This is a genomic window from Mesorhizobium ciceri biovar biserrulae WSM1271 (genome assembly GCF_000185905.1).
Lineage (GTDB): Bacteria > Pseudomonadota > Alphaproteobacteria > Rhizobiales > Rhizobiaceae > Mesorhizobium > Mesorhizobium ciceri.
On record NC_014923.1, the window covers coordinates 3458039 to 3484822 of the forward strand.

Sequence of the window (26784 nt, forward strand, 5' to 3'; positions counted from 1 at the left end):
GTGGCAATGCGAGAATATTATTCGATCACCGAGTTGACCCGCGAGTTCGACGTGTCGACGCGGACGCTGCGCTTTTATGAGGACGAAGGGCTGGTGCAGCCGGTGCGGCGCGGCCGCACGCGGCTGTTTCGCCCCTCCGACCGGCAGCTCATTCGCCAGATCATGCGCGGCAAAAGGCTTGGCTTCTCGATCAACGAGATTCGCGAAATCATCCAGATGTACAAGGAGCCGCCCGGCGAAGTCGGCCAGCTCAACCTGATGATCAAGCGCATCGAGGAAAAGCGCGAGGATCTCCGGCAGAAACGCCGCGACCTCGAGGAGACGCTGGCTGAACTCGACCAGGCCGAGGAGTCTTGTGTGGAGCGGCTGGTGGAGCTTGGCGTGAATACCTAGGCAGAGAGTTTGAGGGACAGCGCCCCCCTCTCTCCTGCCGGACATCTCCCCCACGAGGGGGGAGATTGGCCGCTTGAAAGCCAGCTCAAATCCAGCGGCGCACGCGTTTGGCGTAGTCGCGGTATTTCTTGCCGAATTTTGCCGCCAGCACCTTTTCCTCGCCTTCGATCGCCACCTTCTGCGTGGCATAGGCGGCGATGAACGCCAGCGGCAGGAACCACACGATGCCCGAGACAAAGGCGACGCCGATCAACAGCAGCGTGTTGGCCAGATACATCGGATTGCGGGTGACGCCGAAGGGACCCGTGGTGACCAGGTGATCGGGTACAGCGTTGGGGTTGAGCGTGGTCTTGGCCCGGATCATGGTGCGGATCGCGGTGAACCAGAGTGCGGCGACGGCAAACAGCGCCACCCAGCCGGCCGCGAACAGGATATCGCCCAGCAGGTCGCCGATCCAGGGCAGGGGATAGAGCAGGCCCAGTGCGATGCTGATGGCGATGGCGGCGATGTAGATCAGCGGCGGCCACGGTATGAGCCCCGGCTTCGGCTGGTTCTCGGTCATTCGGCCCCTCCCTCCATCAACTTGCTGTCGGTCTTGGCGGTGCACATGCCGGCGAGATCGGACAAATGCGCTTTCCACTCCGCAGTCTGATCGTTGTTGTAGAGCCTATCAAGCGTGGACTCGCCCTCGAGCGTATCGAGCATGCAGACACAGTAGCTCGTACAGAACTCGGTGTCGCGCGACTGCTCGCAGGACAGCTGACAGGTTTTGAGGAAATTCACCTGCGGGGTTTCGACCTGCGCCGGCATGATCTGCGAGAACAGCCAGACGCAGCCGATCAGCAGCGGCTGATGGATCAAATAGAAAGCCAGGCTGTGCCGGCCGATGAAGACCAGCGGGTTGGCCAAGCGACCGGGCGCCAGATTGGCAAGCCTGGCAAGCAGGCCGGCACCTGCGGCGAGTCTCGTCACCGCGATGCCCGCAAGCACGGCGCCGAACCACGGAAACAGCGGAACGTAGTCGTTGGAGCGCGGATTGTTCGCCGACAGGCCGACCCACCACAGCCATGGGTGATCGAAGGCCTCGGAGCGCAGATAGACGGGGGCGGCGATAACGAGCGCGGCGACGACAAGCGTCAGCAGCGCCGGCAGGCGCAGGAAGGCGAGACCGAGCAGGCTGGCCAGCGCGATCTCGTGCAAGATGCCGAAGAAGATGAAGCCGTCCGGAGTGGCTATGCGGGTGACGACCGAAATCGCGATCGCGGCTCCGGCGACCATGGCGAACCGCTTCCAGAAGCCGTTCCAGCGGATTTGTCGGCCGTGGGCGAGATACAGGCTGACGCCGACCAGGAACAGGAAGGTCGAGGCGATGCAGCGCGCGTAGATCTTCCACCAGCCGAAGGCGGTCAGGCCGGGATCGGTGTAGCCGAAGAACTCCAGATCCCAGGTGAAATGGTAGCTTGCCATGGCGATCAGCGCGATGCCGCGCACGATGTCGATGGCGACGATGCGCTTTGGTCGATCCTGAACGGGTGCGGTCGGCGTTTGGATGCTCATGGTCTCGCATTCTGATTCAGCCCCGCTGGAGGACTATCACGGTTGCCCGGGACAAAAGAAGACCGGCAACCCTGCCGATAGCGCCGGATCAGCCGCGGCATTGGGCCAGTGCCGGAAAGCCTTTGGCCGGCTTCGCTTTTGCCGGATGCACGTCGGTTTCCTCTTATTGGCGCTGAGGTCGCCACGGCAGATTTGACCCGGTGAATCTGCTTCGGGGAAAGCAATGTCCACCCATGTGCGCCATCCGATCTGGCTACCGGCCCTCAAGGCCGCGGACGCGCGCACCTTCGCTTCGCTCTATGCGGTCGAATCCTTCGCCCGCGCCACGGTGTCGAGCGTCATCCCGATCCAGGCTTACGAGATCCTGCACAACGAGCAGATCGTCTCGATCCTCTACACCGTCGTGGCGATGCTCGGCCTGTCGGTGACATTGTTCATGCCGATGCTGATCCGCCGTTTCGCCCGGCGCTGGGTCTACACGGCGGGCGCCTGCCTGCTGGCCATCGGCTCGCTGTTCTTCGTCACCGACACGCTTGCCGGGCAACTGGCCGGCATGCTGTGCCGGGTGATGGGCGCCAGCGCGCTGTCGATCACGCTCAACCTCTACATCATGGACCACATCCGCAAGACCGACTTCATGCAGGCCGAATCGCTGCGCATGGCGTGGTCGATGCTGGCCTGGACCGGTGGGCCGACGCTCGGCATCTTCCTCTACACGCGCTTCGGCGTCTATGCCGCGCATGGCGCGGTGGCCGTGTTCGCGTTAGCCCTGCTGGCATTGTTCTGGACCTACCGGCTCGGCGACAACCCGTCGATCCGTCCCGGCAAGACGCGACCAGCCAATCCGCTCGCCAATATCGGCCGCTTCATCGCCCAGCCCCGGCTGCGGCTGGCCTGGCTGATCGCGTTTGGGCGCTCCTGTTTCTGGACGACGTTCTTCGTCTATGGGCCGCTGTTCATGGTCATTACGGGTGAGGGCAAGCTGGCCGGCGGCCTGCTGGTTTCGGCCGGCAACGCGCTTTTGTTCATGGCGATTTTCTGGGGCAAGGCGGGAAAGCGCTTTGGCGGCCGCAGGACCATGACATTTGCCTATTTCGCCATGTCGGTCGCGCTTCTGGCGGCGGGCTTCGTCGGCGAAACCGTTCCGCTGCTGACCGGCGCCTTCCTGCTCTGCGGCGCCTTCTTCACCATTGCACTCGACGCGCTCGGCTCGACCGCCTTCATGCGCTCGGTGCGCTCCTATGAAAGATCGCAGATGGCGGCGGTCTATCGCACCTATCTCGACTTTTCCGAGCTGACGCCGCCGCTGGTCTATTCGGTGGTGCTGGCCTTCTTCGGCCTGGGCTCGGTGTTCGTCACGCTCGGCCTGCTGGCGGCGGTCTGCGGCTTCGTGACGTGGCGCTATCTGCCGAAATCGCTTTGACCTTCATGGCGCATTCGCAACGGTCGCCGGCGGAATTTGGTTTGCCGGACGCGAGGATTCTGCCTATAGTCGCCGGTGTCGCCGGTTCCATTTTGGAGCCAAGAGGGAATGCGGTAAGGGCGGATTTCGCCCAATGCCGTGGCTGCCCCCGCAACTGTGTGCGGTAGTCCTCTCCATATGCCACTGAAGATTTTTCTTCGGGAAGGTGGGGAAGGACGCTGATCCGTGAGCCAGGAGACCTGCCGGCGACAGGAAACTGACTTCGATGCCCTCGGGTGGAGGGCGAAAGGACAAGACATGACTACCGCTTCCGTCTCCCTCGGCGCTTCCGTCTCCTCGCAGTCGCGCTTCATGCAGCTTGCGCTCGCCGCGCTGCTCGGCATTTTCGTGATGGGCTTTGTCGGCTTCTCGCATATCGATGCGGTCCACAATGCGGCTCACGACTATCGCCATTCGATGGCGTTTCCCTGCCACTGACGAGGGGCTGACATCATGAACCTGTTTCGCAACGTCGTGTTCATCGCGGCGATCGCAGGGCTCGTGGCCGGCGTCGTTCTCGCCTGCATGCAGGCCTATGCGACCGTGCCGCTGATCCTGAAGGCGGAAGTCTACGAACAGGCGGGCGGCGGGCATCACCATGACCATGCCGCTCCGGCAGCAACGGATAGCAATGCCATGAGCACAGCCGCTCCGGCCCCTGCCGAAGCGACTGCTGCGGCGGAAGACGAGGGCTGGGCGCCGGCAGACGGTTTCGAGCGTTTCGCCTTCAGCGTGCTTGCCAACATCGTCACCGGCATCGGCTTCGGGTTGATCCTGGTCGCGGTTTCCGAATTCGCCGGCGGTATCGGTGGTTGGCGCCAGGGCGTGTTCTGGGGCTTGGCCGGCTTTGCCGTGTTCACGCTGGCGCCGGGTCTCGGCCTGCCGCCGGAACTGCCGGCCATGCCGGCCGCCGATCTCACCCAGCGCCAGATCTGGTGGTGGGCAACGGTGGCGGCAACCGCTGCCGGTCTCGGCCTGATCGCGTTCCGCAAGTCGCTGCCGCTGGCGATCCTTGCCGTCCTTTTGATCGTCGCACCGCATGTTGTCGGGGCACCGCAGCCCGACAGTTACGAGACGGCGATTCCGGAAGGGCTGCATCACCAGTTCGTGGTGGCGGTGACCGTGACCAATCTGGTGTTCTGGCTGGTGCTCGGAGCGGTAGTCGGTGTGGTGCGCGGTCGTTTCACCGGCACCGCGACCAGCCTGCGCGACAGCTTTGCCTGATCGCAAGACACTGACCTTCCTCATCGGCGGTGCGCGCTCCGGCAAGAGCGCGCACGCCGAAATTTTGGCGACCGCCTTGCCGCCGCCCTGGACCTATGTCGCCACGGCGCAAGCCTATGATGACGAGATGCGTGAGCGCATCGCGTTGCACCGGTCGCGGCGCGGCGACGGCTGGACGACCATCGACGCACCGCTCGATCTCGCCGGCGCGCTTGCCGCCTTGCCGGGCGATCGGCCGGTGCTTGTCGACTGCCTGACGCTGTGGCTGACCAACCATATGCTGGCCGAACACGATCTGGACCTTGAATGCCGGCGATTGGCGGAGGTGTTGTCGCGGCCGCGCGGACCCTGGTTCGTGGTGTCCAATGAAGTCGGCCAAGGCATCGTGCCGGACAATGCACTGGCGCGCCGCTTTCGCGATGCCGCCGGCCGGCTCAACCAGCAGGTCGCGGCGATTGCCGATACGGTGCTGCTGATGGTGGCGGGGCTGCCGCTCAAGGTGAAATGATATGACCGATATCGACAATAAGGATGAAGAGCGCCACCGCGCCAAGATGGCCAAGCGCAAGGCGGTGCAGGATGCCGAGGTGGCGAGCAAGACGGTCGAGAAGGGATTGCTCATCGTCAACACCGGCCCGGGCAAAGGCAAGACCACGGCCGCCTTCGGGCTGGCGCTGCGGATGCTCGGCTACGGCAAGCGCGTCGGTGTCGTCCAGTTCATCAAGGGCAAGTGGCACACCGGCGAGAAGGACGCCTTCGCCGCCTTCGGCGACCGTGTCGTGTGGCACGCGATGGGCGAGGGGTTCACCTGGGAAACCCAGGATCTGAAGCGCGACATCGCTGCCGCCGAAGCCGCCTGGGCCAAGGTGCTCGAACTGATGGCCGATCCGTCGATCAGCCTGCTGGTGCTCGACGAATTGAACATTGCGCTGCGCTACGACTATCTCGATCTCGACAGAGTGGTTGGCGCGCTAAAAGCGCGGCGCGAGGGCCTGCATGTCGTTGTCACCGGCCGCAACGCCAAGCCGGCGCTGGTCGAGGCCGCAGACCTCGTCACCGAAATGAGCGTGACCAAGCATCATTTTTCCGCCGGCGTGAAAGCGCAGCAGGGGATCGAGTTCTGAGTGTTCCTCAACCTCCCCAGACGGGGGAGGGTGAGGTTAGGTCACAACGATGACAACGACCGAAACCAACCCGAACAGAGCGATCAGCAGATAGTCGGCGACGCGATAGAGTTTCAGCGCCTGCCTGATGTCGAGGCTGTCGGCTTCACGCCGCCCACCTTCGCCCATGAAGACGTCGTCGACCAGCACGCCGCCATAGAAGCGCGGGCCGGCGAGCGCCAGGCCGAGCGCACCGGCCATCGCCGCTTCCGGCCAGCCGGCATTGGGCGAGCGGTGTTTTTTCGCGTCGCGCCGCACCGCATGCCAGGCTTTTTTCGCATCAGCGCCTTTGACGAAGAACGCCGCCAGCACGATCAGAAGCGCCGTCAGCCGCGACGCCGGCAGGTTGATCCAGTCGTCGAAGCGCGCCGCCGCCCAGCCGAACGCCTCGTGGCGCGGGGTGCGGTGGCCGATCATCGAATCGGCGGTGTTGGCGGCCTTGTAGGCGGCGCCGCCAGCCAGGCCGCCGACGCCGGTCCAGAAGGCAGGGGCGACGATGCCGTCGGAAAAGTTCTCGGCCAGGCTCTCGATCGCCGCGCGGCAGACACCGGCCCTGTCGAGCGTTTCAGGGTCGCGACCGACGATCCGCGAAACGGCAAGGCGGGCCAAAGCAAGGCCGCCGGTGTCGAGGGCGTCAGCCACCGCCTCGACATGCTCATAGAGGCTCCTCTGCGACAGCAGCGACGTTGCCAGAAGGGCCGTGATGACCAGGCCCATGGGAACGAACCAGAACAGGATCTGTACGCTGAGGCCGATCACCGCCGACACCAGCACGATGACCAGCAGCGCCTGGACACCGCGCTTGCGACGCAGCGCGTCGGGATCAGTGGCGCGGTTGAGCCTGCGGTCGAGAAAGGATATCAGCCTGCCGAACCACGTCACCGGATGGCCGATGGCGCGAAACAGCCAGTCGGGGTAACCGAGGGCGAATTCGACGACCAATGACAGGAAAGCGATCAGGACTGACATGAAGCTTCTTAATGGGGCGGTTGTGGACCATGGTGGAAGTCTTGGCCGCGCGAGGGTGCTTTTCCCCAACGCCCTGCTGCCTTTCGTCGACCTCTCGACCGGTATCAATCCGCACTCCTACCCGCTTTTCGACCTGCCCGCCACCTCGCTGTCGCGGTTGCCGGAAGCCGCGCGCACACGCGACCTGACAGAGATCGCGGCCAGTACTTACGGCGCGCCGTCGCCAGCCAACGTCGTGGCGGCGCCGGGCACACAGATCCTGTTGCCGCGCGTTGCGTCGCTCATTTCGCCCGGCAAGGCGTTGGTGCTGGGTCCGACCTACGCCGAACATGCCCGCGCTGCCGCGATCGCCGGGCACCAGGTGGCGGAGGTCGATAATTTCGAAGCGTTGGCGGACGCCGACCTCGTCATCATCGTCAATCCGAACAATCCGGATGGACGTGTCATAGAGCGCGACCGGTTGCTGGCTCTGGCCGCCGGATTGCGCGCCAAGGGCGGACTGCTGGTCGTCGACGAGGCGTTCATGGATGTCGGCCCGCGTCAGCACAGCCTCGCGGGCGATGTCGGTCGGGGCGGCCTCGTCGTGCTGCGCTCGTTCGGCAAGTTCTTTGGCCTGGCCGGACTGCGGCTCGGCTTTGCACTTTCCGATACTGCGACGGTCGACCGGCTGGATACGCAGTTCGGACCATGGGCCGTCGCCGGCCCGGCGCTGGAATATGGCATCCGCGCGCTTGCCGACATCGGGTGGCAGGACGTGATGCGGGCGTCGTTGGCCGGTGAATCGGCGCGTCTCGATGCGCTTTTCGGCCGCTTCGGCGTTCCTGTTGCGGGCGGAACCACACTGTATCGTTTCCTCAGTCTGACCAATGCCGCCGATTTGTTTGCAGCGCTCGGCGAGCGCGGCATCCTGCTTCGCCATTTTGCCGACCGGCCTGACGTTCTGCGCGCCGGCCTGCCGGGCAGTGAGGAGGAATGGCAGCGGCTCGAATCCGCACTTGCCGAATGGGCGTCGCGGCGCGAGCATCAATCGAAGGGTTCAAAACAATGATCCATGTCTGCTCGCTGGCAAAGATCGAGGAAACGGTGGCCAGGACCGGCGCCGACCGCATGCTTTCGCTGCTCGCCGCCGGAACGGAGGTGGTGCGGCCGGCCTCGATCTCGAGGGAAAACCACCTGCATCTGGTCATGCACGACATCGCGGTGGCGCAGGACGGCATGACCATGCCGGGCGAAGATCATGTCCGCAATCTGCTCGATTTCGCGCGCCGGTGGGACCGGGCAAGGCCGATGCTCGTGCATTGCTATGCCGGCATCAGCCGCTCGACGGCTTCGGCCTATATCATCGCGGCAGCACTGGCGCCGAAGCGTGACGAGGCCGAATTGGCGCGGACGCTGCGGGCGCTGTCGCCTTCGGCAACGCCCAATCCGCGACTGATCGCCGTGGCCGATGCGTTGCTTGAGCGCAACGGCCGCATGGTCGAGGCGATCGAATCGATCGGGCGCGGCGCGGACGCCTTTGAAGGCACGCCCTTTGCGCTGAGGATCGATGTGTAGTTTTGAGCGGAACGATACGACCGTTGTAAGTTAGCTGAAGCCTCCCCGTCTTCGTCATCCTCGGGCGGAGCAGGAGCGAAGCTCCGTCGCGAAGACCCGAGGATCCATGCCGCGACCTTTGTCGAGGAATGCAGCGGAGCAGACTTCTGCACCGTAGCAGCGCTTCCGAGTCCCGGCATGGATCCTGGGGTCCGCGCCGCGTCGCTTCGCTCCTTGCTTCGCCCCAGGATGACGAGGGCAGAAAGGCTTCCGCTAAATTGGGAGCCGGCGATCTGCCATCGGACGGTCAGAACATCTGTGCCTCGCAGTTAGGCTACTTCAGCCAGTCGGCAAGCTTCGCCTTGCGCACATCTTGCAGCAGGCTGATGAAGCCGTCGGCCTGATATTCTGCCGTCAGCCGGCCCTTCTCCGCCGTCGCGATGCTGGCGTCGCCGACGACGCCGTTCGGGTTGAGATCGCTGGCGATCCAGGCGAAGGCGTGGGTGCCGGTGTGGCGCAGCAGCGAAAATTCCTTTTCGGCCTTGGCGACATTGGAAACGAAACTGTCTGATTTGCCCATGTCCACGAGGTCCGGCCGGAAATGCAGCATCAGCGAGGTCTCGACATCGCCGCCATGGATGCCGTGACGGTCCTCCAGTTCGGTATACATGCCGGCCGGACGACCAAAACGCTGCCAGCTGGTCTTCACCGCCAGCATCTTTTCGCGCACGCGCAATTCGCGCGTGACGATGCCCATGATCTCCTCGTTGCCGCCATGCGAATTGACCACGATCAGCTTGCGCACACCGGCGCGCGCGATCGACAGGCCAAGCTCGGTCCAGGCTTCGATCAGCGTGGTTGCCGGCAGAGTGAGGGTACCCGGCGCATGCAGGTGTTCGTTGGACTTGCCCACGGCCTGCACCGGCAGGATGCGGATGTCGAGATCGTCGGGCAGGCGCGAAATGACCGTGTCGAGCATGCCGTTCATGATCGACGTGTCGGTCGAAACAGGCAGATGCGGCCCATGCTGCTCGATCGCCGCCACTGGCAGCACGGCGATGGTCGCCTCGGGATCGATCGAGGCGTATTCGGTGGTCCGGTAGTCGCCCCACCACACGCGTCTTTTGGGTACGGTCATGTCATGCCTCTTCAATGGTCAGGCAGACCTAGCGCGGGACGGGCGGCCTGTCGATCACCCCGCCGCGATGGCCTCGATTTCGACCTTGAATTCGGGCCGGGCAAAGCCGGAAACGATCATCAATGTCGACGCTGGCGCGGGGCTCGAAAACAGCCGGTCGCGGACGTCCATATAGGGCCGCAGATGCGCGCGGTCGGTGACATAGGCGTTGATGCGCACGATATCCCTGAGACCCAGGCCGGCTTCGCCGAGAACCGCCGCGATGTTTTGAAAGCAGAGTTCGGCCTGCGCTCCGGCGTCTTCGGGAATCAGGTCGTCGGCGGTGATGGCGACCTGGCCCGAGCACAGCACAAGCCGCTTGCCGGCCGGCACCTCGACGCCGTGACTATAGCGGGCAAAGGGCGGCTTGATGGACTTCGGGGTGAGGAATTTGAACATGGCAATCTCCTGGATGCCGCCACCTAAAGCCGGACTCATTACACCTTCAAGATGGCGGTGCATGTTGCCCGGGCGATTGTGGACAGCCGTTCAAAAAATAGGCACGATGCCTTCCGTACAGCATGACCCGTTCGCGCTTGGCATGGCAACGTCTTTCAAGCGGGCGGTCCCGGCGCCAGACGCCGGTGGCATGTGTCTTGCTTCTTGAATCTTTGGTGTCGAGCCTGGCGCGTGGCGCGCCGGAGCAAACAGAGGGTGGTGTCGATGTACGGAAAACAGAAGATCTCGGTGGCGGTTGTGGCCCTGCTTGCAGCCAGCACGCTGGGTGCGGCTGCGAATGAGAAAGTCACCTTCGGCACCAACTGGTTGGCCGAGCCGGAACATGGCGGATATTACCAGTCCGTGGCGGACGGCACCTACGCCGCCTGTGGCCTCGACGTCACCATCATGCAGGGCGGTCCGCAAGTCAGCGGCCGGCCGATGCTGCTGGCCGGCAAGATCGATTTCTACATGGGCGGCAATCTGCTGTCGGCCTTCGATGCGGTCCAGCAAGGCATACCGATGCGCGTGGTGGCGGCGGATTTCCAGAAGGACCCGCAGGTCATCATGTCCCACCCCGGCGAGGGGCTCGACAAATGGGAGGACCTGAAGAACGCCGACCAGTACATATTGGGCGACGAGGGCGTGCAGACCTTCTTCCAGTGGATGGTCATCGAACTCGGCTTCGACGCCTCCAAACGCGCGCCCTACACCTACAACACCGCTCCCTTCCTCGCCAACAAGAAGTCGATCCAGCAGGGCTACGTCACCTCAGAGCCGTTCGCGGTCCAGAAGGAAGGCGGCTTCGTGCCGAACCAGTTCCTGCTCGCCGACTATGGCTGGGACACTTATTCGACGACGATCGAGGTGATGCAGGACACGATCGACAAGAAGCCGGAGGTGGTCCAGTGCTTCGTCGATGGCTCGGCCAAGGGCTGGTACAAATATCTCTACGGCGACAACAAAGCCGCCAACGACATGATCAAGAAAGACAATCCCGACATGAGCGACGAGCAGATCGCGTTCTCGATCGAGCAGATGAAGAAGTTCGGCCTGGCCGATTCCGGCGACACCGAAAAGCTCGGCATTGGCGCCATGACCGACGCGCGGATCAAGAGTTTCTACGACAAGATGGTAAAGGCCAAGGTCACGCCAGCCGGCATCGACATCAAGAAGGCCTACACGCTGACCTTCATCAACAAAGGCGTCGGGCTCGAGCTGAAGAAATAGGCCGCCCCGGAATGATAAGGGAAAAAGTGGCGCAAGCGCCGGCTGCGTCGGGTGCGGCCCCGACGCTCCTGGCGCTGAAGGGCGTCGGCAAGGTGTTCTCCAACGGCGTGACGGCGCTCAGCGACGTCGACCTGACCATCCGGGAAGGCGATTTCGTCAGCCTGCTCGGGCCGTCGGGTTGCGGCAAGTCGACGGCGCTGCGGCTGATCGCCGGCCTGTCGACGCCAACTTCCGGCGTGCTCGATTGGCGCGGTGGCGGCTCGCTCGACCGCTCGAACATCGGCTTCGTCTTCCAGGAGCCGACGCTGCTGCCTTGGGCCAATGTTTTCGACAATGTCTGGCTACCGCTTCGGCTGAAAGGCATTTCGCGCGCCAAGGCGACACCGACGATAACGGAGATGTTGGCGCGGGTTCACCTGACCGGTTTCGAAGACGCAGTGCCGCGCGAACTGTCAGGCGGCATGAAGATGCGCGTATCCATAGCGCGCGCCATGGTGACCAAACCGCGCGTACTGCTGATGGACGAACCGTTCGCGGCACTCGACGAGATCACCCGCTTCAAGCTCAACAACGATCTCCTGGAACTGTGGCAGGACGAACGGTTCACCGTCGTCTTCGTCACCCACAGTGTCTTCGAAAGCGTGTTCCTGTCCAACCGCGTCGTCGTCATGGCGGCGCGGCCGGGCAGGGTGTTCGACGAACTCGCCATCGAGGCCTCCTATCCGCGCGACGAGGCGTTTCGCACCTCGCCAGACTATGCGGCACTGTGCCGTCAGGCCTCCGACGTGCTGGTCAAGGCCATCAACTCAACAGCAGGCGCGCATTATGACGGCCATTGACGAGCGGATGCTCCAACTCGATCCCGAGGAAGCACGCCGCGTGCGCCAGGCGCGGTTCGAACGGATCGGCCGCTGGGTGCTGCCGCTGGCGATCATGATCCTGGCGATCTGGCTGTGGGATCGCATCTGCGTGTGGAACGAGATCCCGCAATACATCCTGCCGCGTCCCGGCGTGGTGCTGTGGACGCTCTACAACGATGCCGGCCTGCTGTTTTCCTCGCTGCTGGTCACCTTGCGCATCACCTTTCTCAGCTTGGCTCTGGCGGTCATAGGCGGGGTCGGGCTGGCGGTGCTGTTCGCGCAGTCGAAATGGGTCGAGATGTCGTTCTTCCCCTTCGCCATCGTGCTGCAGGTGACGCCGATCGTGGCGATCTTTCCGCTGATCAACATCTATGTGAACGACCAGACGACCAAGCTTCTGCTGTGCGCCTGGATCGTCGCCTTCTTTCCGATCCTGTCCAACACCACGCTTGGCCTCAACTCCGTCGACCGCAATCTGCGCGACATGTTCAAGCTCAACGGCGCGACGCGATGGCAGCAATTGCGCTATCTCAGGCTGCCGGCGGCGATGCCCTATTTCCTCGGCGGGTTGAAGATCGCCGGCGGCCTGTCGCTGATCGGCGCCGTGGTGGCCGAGTTCGTCGCCGGTACCACCGGCCAGTCGTCCGGCCTTGCCTCGCGCATCATCGAGGCCGGCTACCGGCTCAACGCGCCGCGGCTGTTCGCGGCGCTGTTCCTGATCTCGCTGACCGGCATTTTAATCTTCCTCGTGCTGTCGCTGATATCGCATCTCATCTTGCGGCGCTGGCATGAAAGCGCGCTGAAGCAGGAGCGCTAGGCCTTGATTCCCAACACTGGTTCATACCGGCTTACCAACGTCAGGCTTCACGCGTCCCTGACACCGGGGCTCGCTGCTGTCCCCGATAGCGATGGCTTCGCGCTTGCCGACGTCACTGTCGCCGACGGCAAGATTTCCAACATCGCCGCGCATGGCCGATTGAAAGCGTCTGCCGACGCCGTCGATCTCGGCGGTCGCATCGTGCTGCCGTGCTTCGTCGACTGCCACACGCATATCGACAAGGGCCATATCTGGCCGCGAAAGCCCAATCCCGACGGCACGTTCATGGGCGCGCTGAATGCCGCCGATGCCGATCGTGTGGCACGCTGGAGCGCCGAGGATTTGGCGCGGCGGATGGATTTCTCGCTGCGCTGCGCCTACGCCCATGGCACAAGGGCGCTGCGCACCCACATCGACAGCGTCGCGCCGCAGGAGGAAATCTCCTGGCCGGCGTTCGAGGCGATGCGCGAGGAATGGCGCGGCCGCATCGAGTTGCAGGGCGCCTGCCTGCTCGGCGTCGAAGGCGTGCGCAACAAAAAGTGGTTCGACAGGCTGGCAAAGAGGGTTGCCGCGGCAAAGGGCGTGCTCGGTGTCGTCACCTATATGGCGCCGGACCTCGAAGAGCTGCTCGATCACGTCTTCGCGCAGGCCATCAAGCATGGCCTCGATCTCGATTTCCATGCCGACGAGACCAACGACATTTCCGCCATATCGCTGAAGAAGATCGCCGAGGCCGCTCTGTGGAACGGTTTCGAAGGAAAGATCCTCGTCGGCCATTGCTGCTCGCTGGCGCGCCAGCCGGATCTCGACGTGCTCGACACGCTGGACAAGGTGGCGAAAGCGGGGCTCGCCGTCGTCTCGCTGCCGATGTGCAATCTCTATCTGCAGGACCGGCGCGCCGACGGCACCACGCCACGCTGGCGTGGCGTGACGCTGCTGCACGAGATGAAGGCGAGGGGCATTCCGGTGGCGGTTGCTTCCGACAACACGCGTGATCCCTTCTATGCCTATGGCGATCTCGACATGCTGGAGGTCTACCGCATGGCGACGCGCATCCTGCATTTCGATCATCCGGTCGCCGACTGGCCGCAAGCGGTCACCGCGACGCCGGCCAAGGTGATGCGGTTTGATGGCTTCGGCACGCTGGCTGCCGGCGGTGATGCCGATTTCATCGTGTTCAAAGGCCGAAGCTGGACGGAATTGCTGTCGCGGCCCGAATCGGATCGCATCGTGGTGCGCGGCGGCAAGGCGATCGACCGCCAATTGCCAGATTATGCCGAACTCGACGAACTGATGGTGGAATGATGGATGTTTCGGCGCTCAAACGCGATCTCGAAGGCCTGAAGGTCGACGACAATCCGGCCATCGTCCAGCAGAAGAGCCGTGACTTCTACTGGTACAGCCCGGTGCTGAAGCAGCAGCTCGACCATGTCACCGGCGACCTGATCGTGACGCCGAAGAACGAGGCCGAACTGATCCGCGTGCTTGCCGCCAGTCATCGTCATGGCGTGCCGGTGACACCGCGCGGCAGCGGCACCGGTAATTACGGCCAGGCGATGCCGCTCTCCGGCGGCGTCGTGCTCAACCTTGCCGAGATGAACGAGATCAAGTCGATCGCTCCGGGTCGCGTCGTGACCGGGCCGGGGGCGATCCTGGCCGATATCGACAAGGCAACGCGGGCGCATTCCGGGCAGGAACTGCGGCTATCGCCCTCCACCTACAACACAGCCTCGATTGGCGGCTTCATCGCCGGCGGTTCGGGCGGCATCGGCTCGATCAATTTCGGCGGGTTGCGCGATTTCGGCAATGTGCTTCGGCTGCGCGTGGTGACCATGGAGGCCGAGCCGAAAGCGCTCGAGCTCACCGGCGCGGATCTGCACAAGGTGACCCATGCCTACGGCACCAACGGCATCATATCGGAAGTCGAGATGCCGCTGACCGCGGCGTATGACTGGATCGACGTCATTGTCGGCTTCGACGCTTTCATGGATGCGGCCCGCTATGGCAATGCGCTGGCCTGTCAGGATGGCATCCTGACCAAGCTGATCACGCCGATAGCGGCACCCGTGCCGCAGCTCTATTTCAAGCGGCACCAGAAATTCCTGAGCGACGGGCAGAGCATTTGCGTCGTCATGGTGGCGCAGCATGGGCTGGACGCTTTTCTTGCCTTCACCCGGCGTGCCGGCGGCGAGGTGATCTACAATGCGGCCACGGCGACGCCGGATGAGAAAAAAGGCCTGCCGCCGGCCTATGAATTGGCTTGGAACCACACCACGCTGAGGGCGCTGCGCGTCGACCCTTCGATCACCTATCTGCAGTCGCTCTATCCCTTTCCCAACCAGCTGGCGCTTGTCGAGAAGATGGATGCGATGTTTCCGGGCGAGGTTTTCTCGCATCTCGAATTCGTGCGGCTGGACGGCAACATTACCTGCTTCGGCCTGCCGCTGGTCAAGTTCACGACCGAAGCGCGGCTCGACGAGATCGTGCGCCTGCATGAAGCGAACGGTTGCCCGATCTTCAACCCGCATCGCTACACGCTGGAAGAGGGCGGCATGAAGCAGACCGACGCGGTGCAACTCGCCTTCAAGCGCCAGACCGATCCGCAAGGGCTCCTCAACCCCGGCAAGATGATCGCCTGGGAGAACCCGGACTACGACTACCGTTCCGGGCGGACTTTTTTGTTCAGGGGGCTGCAGAAGGTAGGATGATGAACATCCTCGTCCTCTACGCCCATCCGGTCGAGACCAGCTTCAATGCCGGCCTGCACCGGATGATCGTCGAGCGCCTGACGGCGGCGGGCCATACGGTCGACGACTGCGATCTCTATGCCGAGGGTTTCGATCCGCGACTGACGCGCCAGGAGCGGCTGGACTACCACAACCCACGTGGCCCCGCCGACGCTGTCGCGCCTTATGTCGAGCGCCTGCTGCGCGCCGATGCGCTGGTGCTTTCCTATCCCGTCTGGAACTATGGCTTTCCAGCGATCCTGAAAGGCTTTTTCGATCGCGTGTTCTTGCCCGGCGTGTCGTTCAAATTGGTCGACGGCAAGGCGCAGCCGTCGCTGCACAACATTCGCAAGGTTGCGGCGGTGACCACCTACGGCGGCAGCCGGTTCCGCGCCCTGCTGATGGGCGATCCGCCGCGCAGGCTGATCAAGCGGATGCTGCGCGCCACCGTCAAACCGGGCGCGCCGGTGACCTACCTCGCGCACTACGCGATGAACCTGTCTACCGACGGCTCGCGCAAGGCTTTCACGACCAAGGTCGCGGCCCGCATGGATGAGTTCTGATGCGCGCACTGGTGGTCTACTGCCATCCGGTACCCGAGAGCTTTTGCGCCGCCATCCGCGACACTGCCATCGACGTGCTGATGCGACGAGGCTGGGAGGTGCGGCTGCTCGACCTCTATGCGGAGAAATTCGACCCGGTGATGGGCTGCGACGAGCGGCGCTCCTACAATGACCAGGCGCCGCAGGACCCGGCACTGAAGCCGCATTTCGAACTGCTCAACTGGGCCGAAGCGATCCTGTTCGTCTATCCGACCTGGTGGTACGGACTGCCGGCGATGCTGAAGGGCTGGCTCGACCGGGTGTGGGCGACGGACGTCGCCTTCAAGCTGCCGACCGGCAAGGGACGGATCAAGTCGCTGATGACGCATGTAACCAAGGTCGGCGTCATCACCACCTGCGGCGCGCCGACCTGGTGGAGCGTCGTCGTCGGCCAGCCGGGACGCAAGACCCTGCTGCGCGGCATGCGGGCGCTGTGCGCCACGCGCTGCCGGACGTTTTTCCTGGCGCACTATTTGATGGATGCCTCGACGCCGGCGACAAGGGCGGCGTTTCTGGCGAAGGTGCGAGGGAAGCTGGAAAGGTTTTGAGAGGGCGACTTTCCCTTCCTTCCCCCCCACAAAGGGGGAGGCGAGAAGGCACTACATCCTCGTCCGCTCCGATTTCGGATCGTACATCGGCTTCAGCGAGGCTTCCGCCGCAAAACGCTCGCCGGCGATTTCGATCTCATAGGACGACGCCAGCACATCCGCCTCGCTCTCGCCCTCGCAAGGCACATAGCCCAGCCCGACGGCGCCGCCGAGGTGATGGCCGTAATTGCCAGACGTTATCGGACCAACGATCTTACCGTCGCGCAGGATCGCCTCGTTATGGAAGAGCAGGGGTTCCGGATCCTTCAGCCGGAACTGTACGAGCCGGCGTGACAGGCCGGCTTCCTTCTTGCGCAGCACCGCGTCACGGCCGATGAAGTCGCCCTTGGCGGTCTTCACCGCGAAGCCGAGGCCGGCTTCCAGCACATTGTCCTCGTCGGTGATGTCATGGCCGAAATGCCGGAACGCTTTTTCGATGCGGCAGGAATCCAGCGTGTGCAGGCCGCAGAGTTTCAGGCCGACATCCACACCTGCCTCCTCGACCACCTCGAAGACATGGGCCGCCTGGTCGGTCGAGACATAGAGCTCCCAGCCGAGTTCGCCGACATAGGTGACGCGGTGGGCGCGAGCCAGGCCCATGCCGATTTCGATCTCCTGATACGTGCCGAACGGATTTTTCTCATTGGAGAAATCGTTCGGGCTGACCTTCTGGATCAGCTTTCTCGCGTCCGGGCCCATCAGGCAGAGCACGCTTTCGGCCGCCGTTACGTCGGTGACGACGACGAACTCGTCGGCGACGTGCTTGCGCAGCCAAGCCAGATCGCGCTGCAGCGTGGCGCCTGGGACGACGAGGAAGAACGCCGTCTCGGACAACCGCGAGACCGTCAGGTCACTCTCGATGCCGCCGCGCTGGTTGAGCATCTGGGTGTAGACGATCTTGCCCGGCGCGACATCCATGTCGTTGGCGCATAGTCTTTGCAGGAAAGCACAGGCGTCGCGGCCCTCGACACGGATCTTGCCGAACGAGGTCATGTCGAACAGGCCGACGCCATTCCTGACCGCAAGGTGTTCCTTGCGCTGATTGTCGAACCAGTTCTGGCGCTTCCAGGAATAGCGGTATTCGCGCTCCTGGCCCTCGCGGGCGAACCAGTTGGCGCGCTCCCAGCCGGCGACTTCGCCGAAGACAGCGCCGCGCGCCTTCAGATGCTCGTGCAGCGGCGAGCGCCTGACATTGCGCGACGTCGCCATCTGACGATAGGGGAAATGATCGGCATAGAGCAGACCAAGCGTTTCAGAGACGCGCTCCTTCAAATAGCGGCGGTTCTTCTGGAACGGCTGGGCGCGGCGGATGTCTACTTCCCACAGGTCGAAGGGGGCTTCGCCGTCATTGATCCACTGCGCCAGCGCCATGCCGGCGCCACCGGAGGAGACGATGCCGATCGAATTGTAGCCGGTCGCCATCCAGTAGCCGGACAGTTCCGGCGCCTCGCCGAGATAGTAGCGGTCGTCGGGCGTAAAACTCTCGGGACCATTGAAGAAGGTGTGGATGCCGGCGGTCGCCAGCATCGGCATGCGGTTGACGCCCATTTCGAGGATCGGCTCGAAATGCTCCATATCCTCCGGCAGTTGGTCGAAGCAGAAATCTTCACGGATGCCGTCCATGCCCCAGGGCTTTGCCACCGGCTCGAAAGCGCCCAGCATCATCTTGCCGGCGTCCTCCTTGTAGTAGGCACACTCGTCGGGCACACGCAGCACCGGCAGGCGGGTGAGGCCGGGGATCGGCTCGGTGACGAGGTAAAAATGCTCGCAAGCGTGCAGCGGGATGGTGACGCCGTTCTGCGCTCCCAGTTCGCGCGCCCACATGCCGGCGCAGTTGACGACGATGTCGGCCTCGATCGTGCCTTGCTCTTCGCCTTGTGTCCAGGACACGCCCGTGACGCGGCCGGCCTTGCTGTGGACCTTGGTGACCTTGACGTTCTCGACGATGGTCGCACCGCGCTGGCGCGCGCCCTTGGCCAGTGCCATGGCGATGTTGGCGGGGTCGCACTGGCCGTCGAGCGGCAGATGCACGGCGCCGACGACATCGGAAACATTGAGATGCGGGTACATCTCGCTGACTTCCCTGGGCGAAATCTCGCGCACGTCGACATCGAAGGCACGCGCCAGCGACGCTTGCCTGTAGATCTCGTGCTTGCGCTCCTCGGTCAGCGCCACGGTGATCGAACCGACCTGGCGCATGCCGGTGCCGACTTCGGTCTCTGCTTCCAGCTTGACGTAGAGGTCGGCGGAATATTTCGCCAGCCGCGTCATGTTCTGCGAACCGCGCAGCTGGCCGATCAGGCCGGCGGCATGCCATGTCGTGCCCGACGTCAGCTGCTTGCGTTCGAGAAGCACGATATCGGTCCAGCCGAGCTTGGCCAGGTGATAGGCGACCGAGCAGCCGGAAACGCCGCCGCCGATGATGACCGCTCTTGCTTTGGCGGGAACTGCCTTGGCGATCATGCTGCCTCGCAACGGTAGCTGGAAGCAAAGCGGCGCAGACGAAGTGCAGCTTCCTGCAGCACGGGTTCGGGCTGGCAGAGGCTGATGCGAATGTGGCCGGCGGCCGCCTCGCCGAAGCTGGAGCCGGGCATCACGCCAACCTTTTCCTTGTCGAGCAGGGCCCAGGCGAATTTCTCGTCGTCCGGCTCGACGGCCGAGATGTCGAGCATGACATACATGCCGCCCTCCGAACCGCGCACGGTGACATCGTTCATGCCCCGCACGGCGTCGAGCAAGACGGTGCGGCGTGCCGCGTAGCGTTCGGCGATCTCCTTGACGCCGTAACGGTTCTCCAGCGCCTCGGAACAAGCGATCGAGATGAAGGCCGGCAGGCCGTAGGTCGTCACCAGATTGAGATTGATCATGAGCGTGATCATCTGCTCCGGTCCCGTCAGCCAGCCCATGCGCCAACCGGTCATGCCGTGGCTCTTGGACATCGAATTGATGACCAGCGTGCGCTCGGCCATTCCTGGCAGCGAGCGCGGCGAGACGTGCTCGCCGCCGCCGAGCGTCCAGTAGACTTCGTCCGACAGCAGCCAGAGGTCGTGCTCCCGGCAGACTTCTGCCAACTGTTCCAGCCGCTCGCGCGAATAGACCGCACCGGTCGGATTGTTCGGCGTGTTGATCAGGATGGCGCGCGTGTTCGGCCGGATTGCCGCGCGGATCATGTCGGCTCGCGGCTGGAAGCCATCCTCGGCCGGTGTCTCGACGACGGTGAAATCAGCGCCAGCGGCGCTGAACGTGTTGGGATAGGTGGCATAATAGGGTGCCACGACGATGGCGTGATCGCCCTGGTCGAGCACGCCCTGCACGGCCGCGTAGAGTGCGGCCTGGCCGCCCGGCGTGGCGATCACCTGATCCGGCGATGTCTCGACGCCGGTGCAGGCGCTCGAGGCTGCGGCCATCGCCTTGCGCAGGCGCGGCAAGCCGGGAAGCGGGGTGTAGTGATGATTGCTGCCGCGAACCGCGGTCACACAGGCTTCAATGGTCTGCGAAGGCGTGTCGAAATCATGGTCGCCAACCGACAGCATGATGATGTCTTCGCCGGCCTCCTTGCGCGTCCAGGCGGCGAAATGGACTTCCCAGCCGTCCTTGCCCGAAGGCACGATGCCGGAAATGCGCGATGATGGTCTAGGCATGCAAAACTCCCGAAATTTCGTAGCCGGCCTGTTCGAGCCGGTCGCGCAGGGCGGCGATGTGCGGTGGTCCGACTTCGCAGCAGCCGCCAACGATGCTTGCGCCAGCCTCCACCCAGCCGATCGCCTGGTCTGCATAGGCATCCGGGCCAAGGTCGTGACGAGCGTGCAGCACATCGACGGTGCCGCCGTGCTTAAGTGCTTCGGTTGACGTGAAGCCATTGGCATATGCGCCGACCGGGCCGCCGAGGCCGATCAGTTCAGGCAAAGCCGCGGCGATTGCTTCCGGCCGGCAGCAATTGACCAGCCGCGCTGCGACTGCCAGGCCGTCGAGCGCGCTTGCCGCGGTGGCAATGGCTTCGCCGCTGCGCAGCCGCGGCTTGCCGTGGTCAGCCAGCGTCCACGATACCCATACCGGCTTGCCGCTTTCCGATGCAGCGGTCACCGCTGCGCGGGCTTCGTCCGCCGACGCCATGGTTTCACACAGGAACAGGTCGACGCCATCGGCCTGCTCGGCAACGATGCGGCGGTAAATCTCGAGCGTCTCCTCGAAGGAAATGGTCAGTGCCGGTGCATAGCTGCCGAAAAGCGGCGACAGGCAACCGGCGATGGCTGCATCGCCGGCCTCGTCGCGGGCCTGCCTGGCCAATTCGATGCCGCGCTTCTGCAATGGCTTGAATAGGTCTTCCGCACCTTCGCGCGCCAGGCGTTCGGGTGTCGCAGAATAGGTGTTGATGGTGATGACACGTGCGCCGGCACGGATGAATTCCGCGTGCAGGTCGCGCACCAGATCCGGTTCGTCGATCAGCACCCTGGCCGACCATAGCGGCGTCGGCTCGGATTGGCTGCGGCGGACCAGTTCCTGGCCCATGCCGCCATCGGTGAGGATGATTTTCTTCATGCGCGCAGCCTTTCGTTCTTCGGATCCCACAGCGGTTCATCCTTCTGCACGATTGCCTGAAAGCGGTCACCGAAGATTTCGACCTCGACTGATGTACCTGGTTTGGCCAGGTCGGCGCGCAGCATGCCGAGCGCGATCGACTTGTCGATGCGATGGCCCCAGCCGCCGGACGTCGTCTCGCCGACGATCTTGCCGTCATGCCAGAGTGTAGAAACTGGCGGAGCGTCGCAATCGCCGGGGTTTTCCACCACCAGCGTGACGAAGCGCTTCTTCACGCCTTGCTGCTTTTCGTTCAGCAGTGCCGCCTTGCCACGGAAGTCGGGCTTGTCCCATTTGACGAAGCGTTCGAGCCCGCCCTGCAGGATCGAATAGTCGGTCGACAGGTCGCCCTTCCAGGTGCGGTAGCCTTTCTCAAGCCGGAGCGAATCCAGCGCGTACATGCCGAAAGGCTTCAGCCCGTGCTGCTGGCCTGCGGCGCAGACGGCATCGAAGATGGCGGCGGTGTCGTCGATCCTGGTGTGGATTTCCCAGCCGAGTTCGCCGGCGAAGGAGACGCGCACCAGTTTGGCCCAGCGGCCGGCGATCTTCGTCTCCTGATGCGTCAGCCATGGCAGAGTGAGGTCGGCTTCGCAGACATCGGCGAGGATTTTTCGCGAGTTCGGGCCGGCCAGGATCTGGGTCGAGAATTCTTCGGTCCGGTCGATCAGCTTGAACGGTGCGTCCTTGGGCATGCGCGACTTCAGCCATTCGAAATCATGCCACTGCGCGACCGCCGCGGTGATCAGCGTCATCAGGTTCTCGTCGTGACGCACGACGGACATTTCGGTGACGATGCGGCCCTTGTCGTCGGCGAAATAGACGAGACCGATGCGGCCTGGCTTCGGCACCAGTCCGGTGACCTGCAGGCTCAGCCATTCGGCGGCACCTGGACCATCGAGATTGAAGCGCGAGAACCCAGGCAGGTCCAAAATGCCGGCAGCGTCACGCACGGCCAGGCATTCTTCGCGCACACGATGCTGCCATGGCCCGTCGCGGCGAAAGGTCAGCGTGGCTTCCTCGGAGATGTCATCGCCGTCCTGCGCGTACCAGGTGGCACGCTCCCAGCCATTATAGGCGTCGAAGCGGCCTCCGAGCGCCTTGATGCGATCGTGGATCGGCGACAGCTTGCGGTCGCGGCCCTCCGGCCAGGCATGGCGCGGGAACTGGATGGCGTATTCGTTGCCGTAGATCTCCATGCCCTTGGCGACGCAATAGTCCGGCGCCGCGGCATAGGAAGTGAAGCGGCGCGGGTCGCACGACCACATGTCCCATTCGGTCCGGCCCTCGGTCACCCATTCGGCCAGCACCTTGCCGGCGCCGCCACCCTGGGCAATGCCGAAGGTGAAGACGCAGGCCTCGAAGGCATTGGGAACGCCGGGCATCGGGCCGATCAGCGGATTGCCGTCCGGCGTATAGGGGATCGGCCCGTTGATCACCTTGGACAGGCCGGCCGTGCCAAGGATCGGCACGCGGGCGACGGCGTCGGCCAGATAATGTTCCAGCCGGTCGAGATCATCGGGGAACAGCTGGAAGGAAAAGTCCTCCGGCATCGGGTCATTGTGGCTGGCCCAATGCGCGCGGCAATTGCGCTCATAGGGGCCGAGATTCATGCCGTTCTTCTCCTGGCGCAGATAGTAGGAGGTGTCGACGTCGCGCAGCAGCGGCAGCTTCTTGCCTTGTTCCTTCGACCATGCCGCGAGTTCGGGGATCTCCTCGAACAGAATGTACTGATGGCTCATCACCATCATCGGCACGTCGCGGCCGAACATCCGGCCGACTTCGGCGGCGCGGTAGCCGGCGGCATTGACGACGATCTCGCAGCGGATCTCACCCTGTGCCGTCTCGACCACCCAGTCGTCGTTCTCGCGGCGCACGCCTGTGACCGGGCAGAAGCGGATGATCTTCGCGCCCATGTCGCGCGCACCCTTGGCCAGCGCCTGGGTGAGTTGCGCCGGATCGATGTCGCCGTCGCTCGGGTCGTAGAGCGCGCCTTTCAGCTCATGCGTCTCGATGAAGGGATAGCGACGCTGGATCTCGTCGACACCGACAATGTCTATGTCCATACCCTGGTAGAGGCCCATGCCCTTGGCGCGCTGGAATTCCTGCATGCGCTCGAGCGAGTGGGCAAGGCGAAGCGAGCCGGTGACGTGATAGTTCATGGGGTAGTCGACCGCGTCGGCCAGCCCGCGATAAAGCTCGGTCGAATAGCGCTGCATGTTCATCAGCGACCAGGACGAGGAGAAGGTCGGCACGTTGCCGGCGGCATGCCAGGTCGAGCCGGAGGTCAGCTCGTTCTTCTCGAGCAGCACGCAGTCGGTCCAGCCCGCCTTGGCGAGATGATAGAGCGCGGAGGTGCCGACGGCGCCGCCTCCGATGATCACCACGCGCGCCGTGCTCGGCAAACCCGCCATGTTCTTCTCCAAACTTGAACTCAATAGACGGGTGGTGAAACCACCCAGATGACAATTGCCGGCTCGGCACCCGGATTGCGCCAGCGGTAGGGCTTGCCTTCGAAGCGAAAGGAGTCGCCCTCGCCAAGCCGATGCCAGACACCTCCGATCTCGATGTCGAACAGTCCGGACGCGACGTATCCGGCTTCCTCGGTCGGCCGCTGCGCCTCGGCCTTCAGTTCCGCGCCCGGCGCGAAGACCGAACGCACCATCTCGAAGCTACCGCCGAGATCGGGCGACAGAAGCTCCTCCACCAGGCCGGATTCGCTTGTGCCAAGCGTGCGGCGCCTGCCGGCGCGCACGACCACGCCGCGCTCGCTTTCGACAGGTACGTCATGGCTGAAGAACAGGCTGATCGGCACGCCGAACAGTTCGGCGAAGGCTCTGAGGTCACCGAGCGACGGCGTCGACAGGCCACGCTCGACCTGGCTGACCCAGCCGACCGAACGGCCTAGCTTCAGGCCGATCTCGGCGAGCGTCAGCCCGCGCGCCTTGCGCAGGGCCCTGATGTCGCCGGCCAGCACGCGTTCGTCAGGTCCCTGCAATGTTCTTGCGGTAGTCGAAGGCAAAACGCTCTCTTTATGAAAAATCACCGACAAATTTCATGAGAAATCAAGCTCATGAAAAAATCAAGCAGATTTTCACGGATGCACAAGATTTGCTTGCGCGATTTTGACGGTTCATGCAAAGGCTCCGCCGAGAGCGGCGAGTGGGGACGTCCGATCGAGACAAAGGGTAAGGGACGGCCCATGCTGGAAAATAACCCCCGAATCGAGGGCGACGCCGAGATTGTCGACGAGGCGATCCTGTCGCGCCGTTCGGTGCGCGCATTCCTGCCCGACATGGTCGAAGACGACACCATCCGCGCCATTCTGGCGGTTGCGGCGCGCGCCCCATCCGGCACCAACATGCAGCCATGGAAGGTCTATGTCACCAAGGGCGAGAGCAAGCAGCGCATATCGGACGCCATTCTCAATTCCGGCATTCGCGCCGAAAAAGCCGATTGGGACGAGTACCGGTATTATCCCACGCAGTTCTTCGAGCCGTATCTGACGCGACGCCGCGCCAACGGTTTCGGCCTCTATGGCGCGCTCGGCATCGGTCGCCGCGAGGTCGACAAGATGCGCGCCCAGCACGACCGCAACTTCGTCTTCTTCGACGCGCCGGTCGGCATGATCTTCACCATCGATCGCCGCCTCAACCAGGGTTCATGGATCGATTACGGCATGTTCCTGCAGAACATCATGGTCGCAGCTAGAGGCAGGGGTCTGCACACCTGTCCGCAGGCGGCGTTCGCGCCCTATCACCGGCAGATCAGGCCGGTGCTCGACATTCCGGACGAGGAGATCGTCGTCTGCGGCATGGCGCTTGGTTATGAAGATACGTCAAAACCTGAAAACGCCTTCCGCACCGACCGCGTGCCGCTGCAAGAGTGGGTGACGTTCAGCGAATAAGCCAGCCGGCCTCATTCCGTGTTCATCTGTGCGCCGTGGCCGCTGACATGGGCGCCGTCCTGGGGTGTCAGCTTGAGATAGGCGAGCAGCGCGCAGAGCGTGATGATGCCCTCGATCACGAACAGGATGCGGAAATCGTCGGCGACGGCGGGGCCGCCGCCCGCCAGAAACGACAATGCCGCGGCGGCCAGGCCGACGCTGATCGCCACCGCCAGCTGCCATAATATGTAATAGAGCGCGCTGAAACGGGCGAGCTGCTCGGGCGCGATGTCGGAATAGGCGAGGTTGCCGGTCGAGGCCCATTGCGCGGAGCGGAAGACGCCGAAGACGAAGATGTAAGTGAGCACGATCCACACCGGCGTCGTCGCCTGCATCAGCGCGAAGCCGGCAACCAGGGCGGCGACGATGGGCGTGTTGTAGACCAGCACGCGGCGAAAGCCGAAACGGTTGAGGACACGCGGCATGAAGAACCGCATGGCCACCGAGCCGACCGCGGCTACGAAGGTCAGCGATCCCGCCTGCACCGCGCTCATGCCGAAGCCGAGCTGGAACATCAGCGGCAGCAGGAAGACGACCGAGCTAAGGCCGATCGTGTCCAGCCCGCCGCCGGTGAGGAACGAAATGCGGAAGGTACGGATGCGCAACAGCTTGAGATCGAGCAGCGGATTGCGCACGCGCAGGCAGTAGAACGAGGCGATGGTCAGGATGACGAGCGCCAGCGCCAGTTCGCCGGCGATGATGCCGCCCGCGGCGTCCTTGGCGGCAAGCGAATCCATGCCGAAGACCAGCAGGACCATGCCGCTGCCGACCAGCAGGAAGCCCGGAAAATCGAACGGCGTGCGCACGGGCTTGGTCATCGTCGGAAACAGCGAGGCGGCAAGAATTGCCGCCGCCAGCGCGAACGGCACGTTGATGAAGAAGATCCAGCGCCAGGAAATGTAGGTGGTCAGCGCACCGCCGACGAGCGGACCGACCAACGGTCCGGACTGGCCGGCCAGCGAGATGTACATGTTGATCTTGAGCGTTCGGCTGCGCGGAAAAGTCGACAGGATGACGACCTGGCCTAGTGTGCCCATCAAGGCGCCGCCGAAGCCTTGCAACGCACGCGCACCAACCAGCGTCCAGATGTTGTCGGACAGCCCGCAAAGCGCCGACGAGGCGGCGAACACCAGCAAGGCAAAGCAGTAGACGTTGCGCAGGCCGAAGCGGTCGGCGGCCCAGCCGCCAAGCGGCATCGAGATGATCAGGCTGGCGACATAGACGGTGATCAGCAGGCCGAGCTGGCTGGGCGGACGGCCGAGGCTTTCGCTGATGCCCGGCAGCGCGGTCACCACGACATTCTGGTCGAGGCTGGTCATGAACACGCCGCAGGCGACCGTCAGCGGCAGCAGGAGCAAGGCTCTGGCCGGCACATCGGCGCGATCCGTGGCGCCGGCGGATAGTTCTGCGGTCATGGAGATGTTCGAACCAAACGAATGTGCCGACTCTTGAAGAAGGGATTTCATATCCCTGGGCCGGTTGGGCGGCCGCATTTTCGCACCATGGGCGCCTGCGGCCTGAGTCT

27 protein-coding genes and 1 riboswitch are annotated in these 26784 nt (G+C 63.8%); of the genes, 16 read left to right on the forward strand and 11 right to left on the reverse strand.

The features are described 5' to 3' along the window. The first annotated feature begins 6 nt into the window (after positions 1-6). Positions 7-393 carry a MerR family transcriptional regulator gene (locus MESCI_RS16665; RefSeq protein ID WP_013531113.1) on the forward strand — a complete coding sequence of 129 codons (387 nt, stop codon included), beginning with the start codon at positions 7-9 and terminating at the stop codon, positions 391-393. A gap of 85 nt (positions 394-478) precedes the next feature. Here the strand turns inward: MESCI_RS16665 and MESCI_RS16670 are convergent, their stop codons facing one another. Beyond that, entirely contained in the window at positions 479-955 is a 477-nt protein-coding gene (locus MESCI_RS16670) for a methyltransferase family protein (protein WP_013531114.1), read from the reverse strand. Further along, positions 952-1950, reverse strand: a complete 999-nt coding sequence (locus MESCI_RS16675; RefSeq protein ID WP_013531115.1) for a heparan-alpha-glucosaminide N-acetyltransferase — start codon at positions 1948-1950, stop codon at positions 952-954. Before MESCI_RS16675 ends, MESCI_RS16670 begins: the two co-directional genes overlap by 4 nt. A gap of 223 nt (positions 1951-2173) precedes the next feature. On the opposite strand from MESCI_RS16675, the gene MESCI_RS16680 reads away from it, so the two are divergent. From MESCI_RS16680 to cobO, 5 genes are all read left to right on the forward strand, one after another. Then, on the forward strand, positions 2174-3373 hold the full coding sequence (locus MESCI_RS16680) for an MFS transporter (RefSeq protein ID WP_013531116.1): 1200 nt from the start codon (positions 2174-2176) through the stop codon (positions 3371-3373). A gap of 56 nt (positions 3374-3429) precedes the next feature. After that, a riboswitch (cobalamin riboswitch) is annotated at positions 3430-3634 on the forward strand. Positions 3635-3670: 36 nt separating this feature from the next. Next, positions 3671-3850: a CbtB domain-containing protein gene (locus MESCI_RS16685; RefSeq protein WP_013531117.1), complete on the forward strand. Its 180-nt coding sequence runs from the start codon at positions 3671-3673 to the stop codon at positions 3848-3850. Positions 3851-3865: 15 nt separating this feature from the next. Further along, positions 3866-4636, forward strand: a complete 771-nt coding sequence (locus MESCI_RS16690) for a CbtA family protein (protein WP_013531118.1) — start codon at positions 3866-3868, stop codon at positions 4634-4636. Then, a complete protein-coding gene (cobU, locus tag MESCI_RS16695) occupies positions 4629-5144 on the forward strand; it encodes a bifunctional adenosylcobinamide kinase/adenosylcobinamide-phosphate guanylyltransferase (protein ID WP_013531119.1) in 516 nt (171 codons plus the stop codon). Before MESCI_RS16690 ends, cobU begins: the two co-directional genes overlap by 8 nt. A 1-nt stretch (position 5145) precedes the next feature. Then, positions 5146-5760, forward strand: coding sequence for a cob(I)yrinic acid a,c-diamide adenosyltransferase (gene cobO / locus MESCI_RS16700; RefSeq protein WP_013531120.1), 615 nt, complete (start codon positions 5146-5148; stop codon positions 5758-5760). A 36-nt stretch (positions 5761-5796) separates the two neighbouring features. On the opposite strand, the gene cbiB is transcribed toward cobO, so the two are convergent. Further along, entirely contained in the window at positions 5797-6768 is a 972-nt protein-coding gene (gene cbiB, locus MESCI_RS16705) for an adenosylcobinamide-phosphate synthase CbiB (protein ID WP_013531121.1), read from the reverse strand. Here cbiB and cobD point away from each other — a divergent pair. Together cobD and MESCI_RS16715 are read left to right on the forward strand one after the other, a co-directional pair. Next, positions 6767-7816 carry a threonine-phosphate decarboxylase CobD gene (gene cobD, locus MESCI_RS16710; RefSeq protein ID WP_013531122.1) on the forward strand — a complete coding sequence of 350 codons (1050 nt, stop codon included), beginning with the start codon at positions 6767-6769 and terminating at the stop codon, positions 7814-7816. The two genes, cbiB and cobD, sit on opposite strands and share 2 nt — an antisense overlap. Further along, positions 7813-8322, forward strand: coding sequence for a tyrosine phosphatase family protein (locus MESCI_RS16715; RefSeq protein WP_013531123.1), 510 nt, complete (start codon positions 7813-7815; stop codon positions 8320-8322). Before cobD ends, MESCI_RS16715 begins: the two co-directional genes overlap by 4 nt. A gap of 313 nt (positions 8323-8635) precedes the next feature. Here the strand turns inward: MESCI_RS16715 and MESCI_RS16720 are convergent, their stop codons facing one another. Further along, on the reverse strand, positions 8636-9439 hold the full coding sequence (locus MESCI_RS16720) for a creatininase family protein (RefSeq protein ID WP_013531124.1): 804 nt from the start codon (positions 9437-9439) through the stop codon (positions 8636-8638). 54 nt (positions 9440-9493) lie between these two features. Further along, the gene (locus MESCI_RS16725; protein WP_013531125.1) at positions 9494-9877 is read right to left on the reverse strand and encodes a RidA family protein; all 384 of its coding nucleotides are present in this window, start codon (positions 9875-9877) and stop codon (positions 9494-9496) included. 264 nt (positions 9878-10141) lie between these two features. Between MESCI_RS16725 and MESCI_RS16730 the strand changes: the two genes are divergently transcribed. Genes MESCI_RS16730 through MESCI_RS16760 form a run of 7 tightly spaced genes read left to right on the forward strand, consistent with a single transcriptional unit; the run spans position 10142 to position 16699 of the window. Then, positions 10142-11146: an ABC transporter substrate-binding protein gene (locus MESCI_RS16730; RefSeq protein WP_013531126.1), complete on the forward strand. Its 1005-nt coding sequence runs from the start codon at positions 10142-10144 to the stop codon at positions 11144-11146. An 11-nt stretch (positions 11147-11157) separates the two neighbouring features. Next, the gene (locus tag MESCI_RS16735; protein ID WP_013531127.1) at positions 11158-11985 is read left to right on the forward strand and encodes an ABC transporter ATP-binding protein; all 828 of its coding nucleotides are present in this window, start codon (positions 11158-11160) and stop codon (positions 11983-11985) included. Next, a complete protein-coding gene (locus tag MESCI_RS16740; protein ID WP_013531128.1) occupies positions 11972-12823 on the forward strand; it encodes an ABC transporter permease in 852 nt (283 codons plus the stop codon). The genes MESCI_RS16735 and MESCI_RS16740 overlap by 14 nt, the downstream gene beginning before the upstream one ends. A 3-nt stretch (positions 12824-12826) precedes the next feature. Continuing rightward, positions 12827-14128, forward strand: coding sequence for a cytosine deaminase (locus MESCI_RS16745; protein WP_013531129.1), 1302 nt, complete (start codon positions 12827-12829; stop codon positions 14126-14128). Then, on the forward strand, positions 14128-15531 hold the full coding sequence (locus tag MESCI_RS16750) for an FAD-binding oxidoreductase (RefSeq protein ID WP_013531130.1): 1404 nt from the start codon (positions 14128-14130) through the stop codon (positions 15529-15531). Before MESCI_RS16745 ends, MESCI_RS16750 begins: the two co-directional genes overlap by 1 nt. Next, entirely contained in the window at positions 15531-16112 is a 582-nt protein-coding gene (locus MESCI_RS16755; RefSeq protein WP_063170260.1) for an NAD(P)H-dependent oxidoreductase, read from the forward strand. Before MESCI_RS16750 ends, MESCI_RS16755 begins: the two co-directional genes overlap by 1 nt. Continuing rightward, positions 16112-16699 (forward strand): NAD(P)H-dependent oxidoreductase, encoded by a 588-nt coding sequence (locus MESCI_RS16760; protein WP_013531132.1) that lies wholly within the window; start codon positions 16112-16114, stop codon positions 16697-16699. Before MESCI_RS16755 ends, MESCI_RS16760 begins: the two co-directional genes overlap by 1 nt. Before the next feature lie 51 nt (positions 16700-16750). On the opposite strand, the gene MESCI_RS16765 is transcribed toward MESCI_RS16760, so the two are convergent. From MESCI_RS16765 to MESCI_RS16785, 5 genes are read right to left on the reverse strand one after another with little or no spacing between them, the layout of a single operon-like run. Then, complete coding sequence (locus tag MESCI_RS16765; RefSeq protein WP_013531133.1) at positions 16751-19201, reverse strand: GcvT family protein; 2451 nt, start codon at positions 19199-19201, stop codon at positions 16751-16753. Further along, positions 19198-20379, reverse strand: a complete 1182-nt coding sequence (locus tag MESCI_RS16770) for a pyridoxal phosphate-dependent aminotransferase (protein WP_013531134.1) — start codon at positions 20377-20379, stop codon at positions 19198-19200. The genes MESCI_RS16765 and MESCI_RS16770 overlap by 4 nt, the downstream gene beginning before the upstream one ends. Further along, positions 20372-21277, reverse strand: a complete 906-nt coding sequence (locus MESCI_RS16775) for a homocysteine S-methyltransferase family protein (RefSeq protein WP_013531135.1) — start codon at positions 21275-21277, stop codon at positions 20372-20374. Before MESCI_RS16775 ends, MESCI_RS16770 begins: the two co-directional genes overlap by 8 nt. Continuing rightward, the gene (locus tag MESCI_RS16780; protein ID WP_013531136.1) at positions 21274-23727 is read right to left on the reverse strand and encodes a GcvT family protein; all 2454 of its coding nucleotides are present in this window, start codon (positions 23725-23727) and stop codon (positions 21274-21276) included. The genes MESCI_RS16775 and MESCI_RS16780 overlap by 4 nt, the downstream gene beginning before the upstream one ends. A 20-nt stretch (positions 23728-23747) precedes the next feature. Next, on the reverse strand, positions 23748-24335 hold the full coding sequence (locus tag MESCI_RS16785) for a helix-turn-helix domain-containing protein (RefSeq protein ID WP_263485021.1): 588 nt from the start codon (positions 24333-24335) through the stop codon (positions 23748-23750). Positions 24336-24515: 180 nt separating this feature from the next. Here MESCI_RS16785 and MESCI_RS16790 point away from each other — a divergent pair, with 180 nt between their 5' ends. Further along, complete coding sequence (locus tag MESCI_RS16790; protein WP_063170259.1) at positions 24516-25220, forward strand: nitroreductase; 705 nt, start codon at positions 24516-24518, stop codon at positions 25218-25220. A gap of 11 nt (positions 25221-25231) precedes the next feature. Here the strand turns inward: MESCI_RS16790 and MESCI_RS16795 are convergent, their stop codons facing one another. Continuing rightward, the gene (locus MESCI_RS16795; RefSeq protein WP_013531139.1) at positions 25232-26674 is read right to left on the reverse strand and encodes an MFS transporter; all 1443 of its coding nucleotides are present in this window, start codon (positions 26672-26674) and stop codon (positions 25232-25234) included. Positions 26675-26784 lie beyond the last annotated feature (110 nt).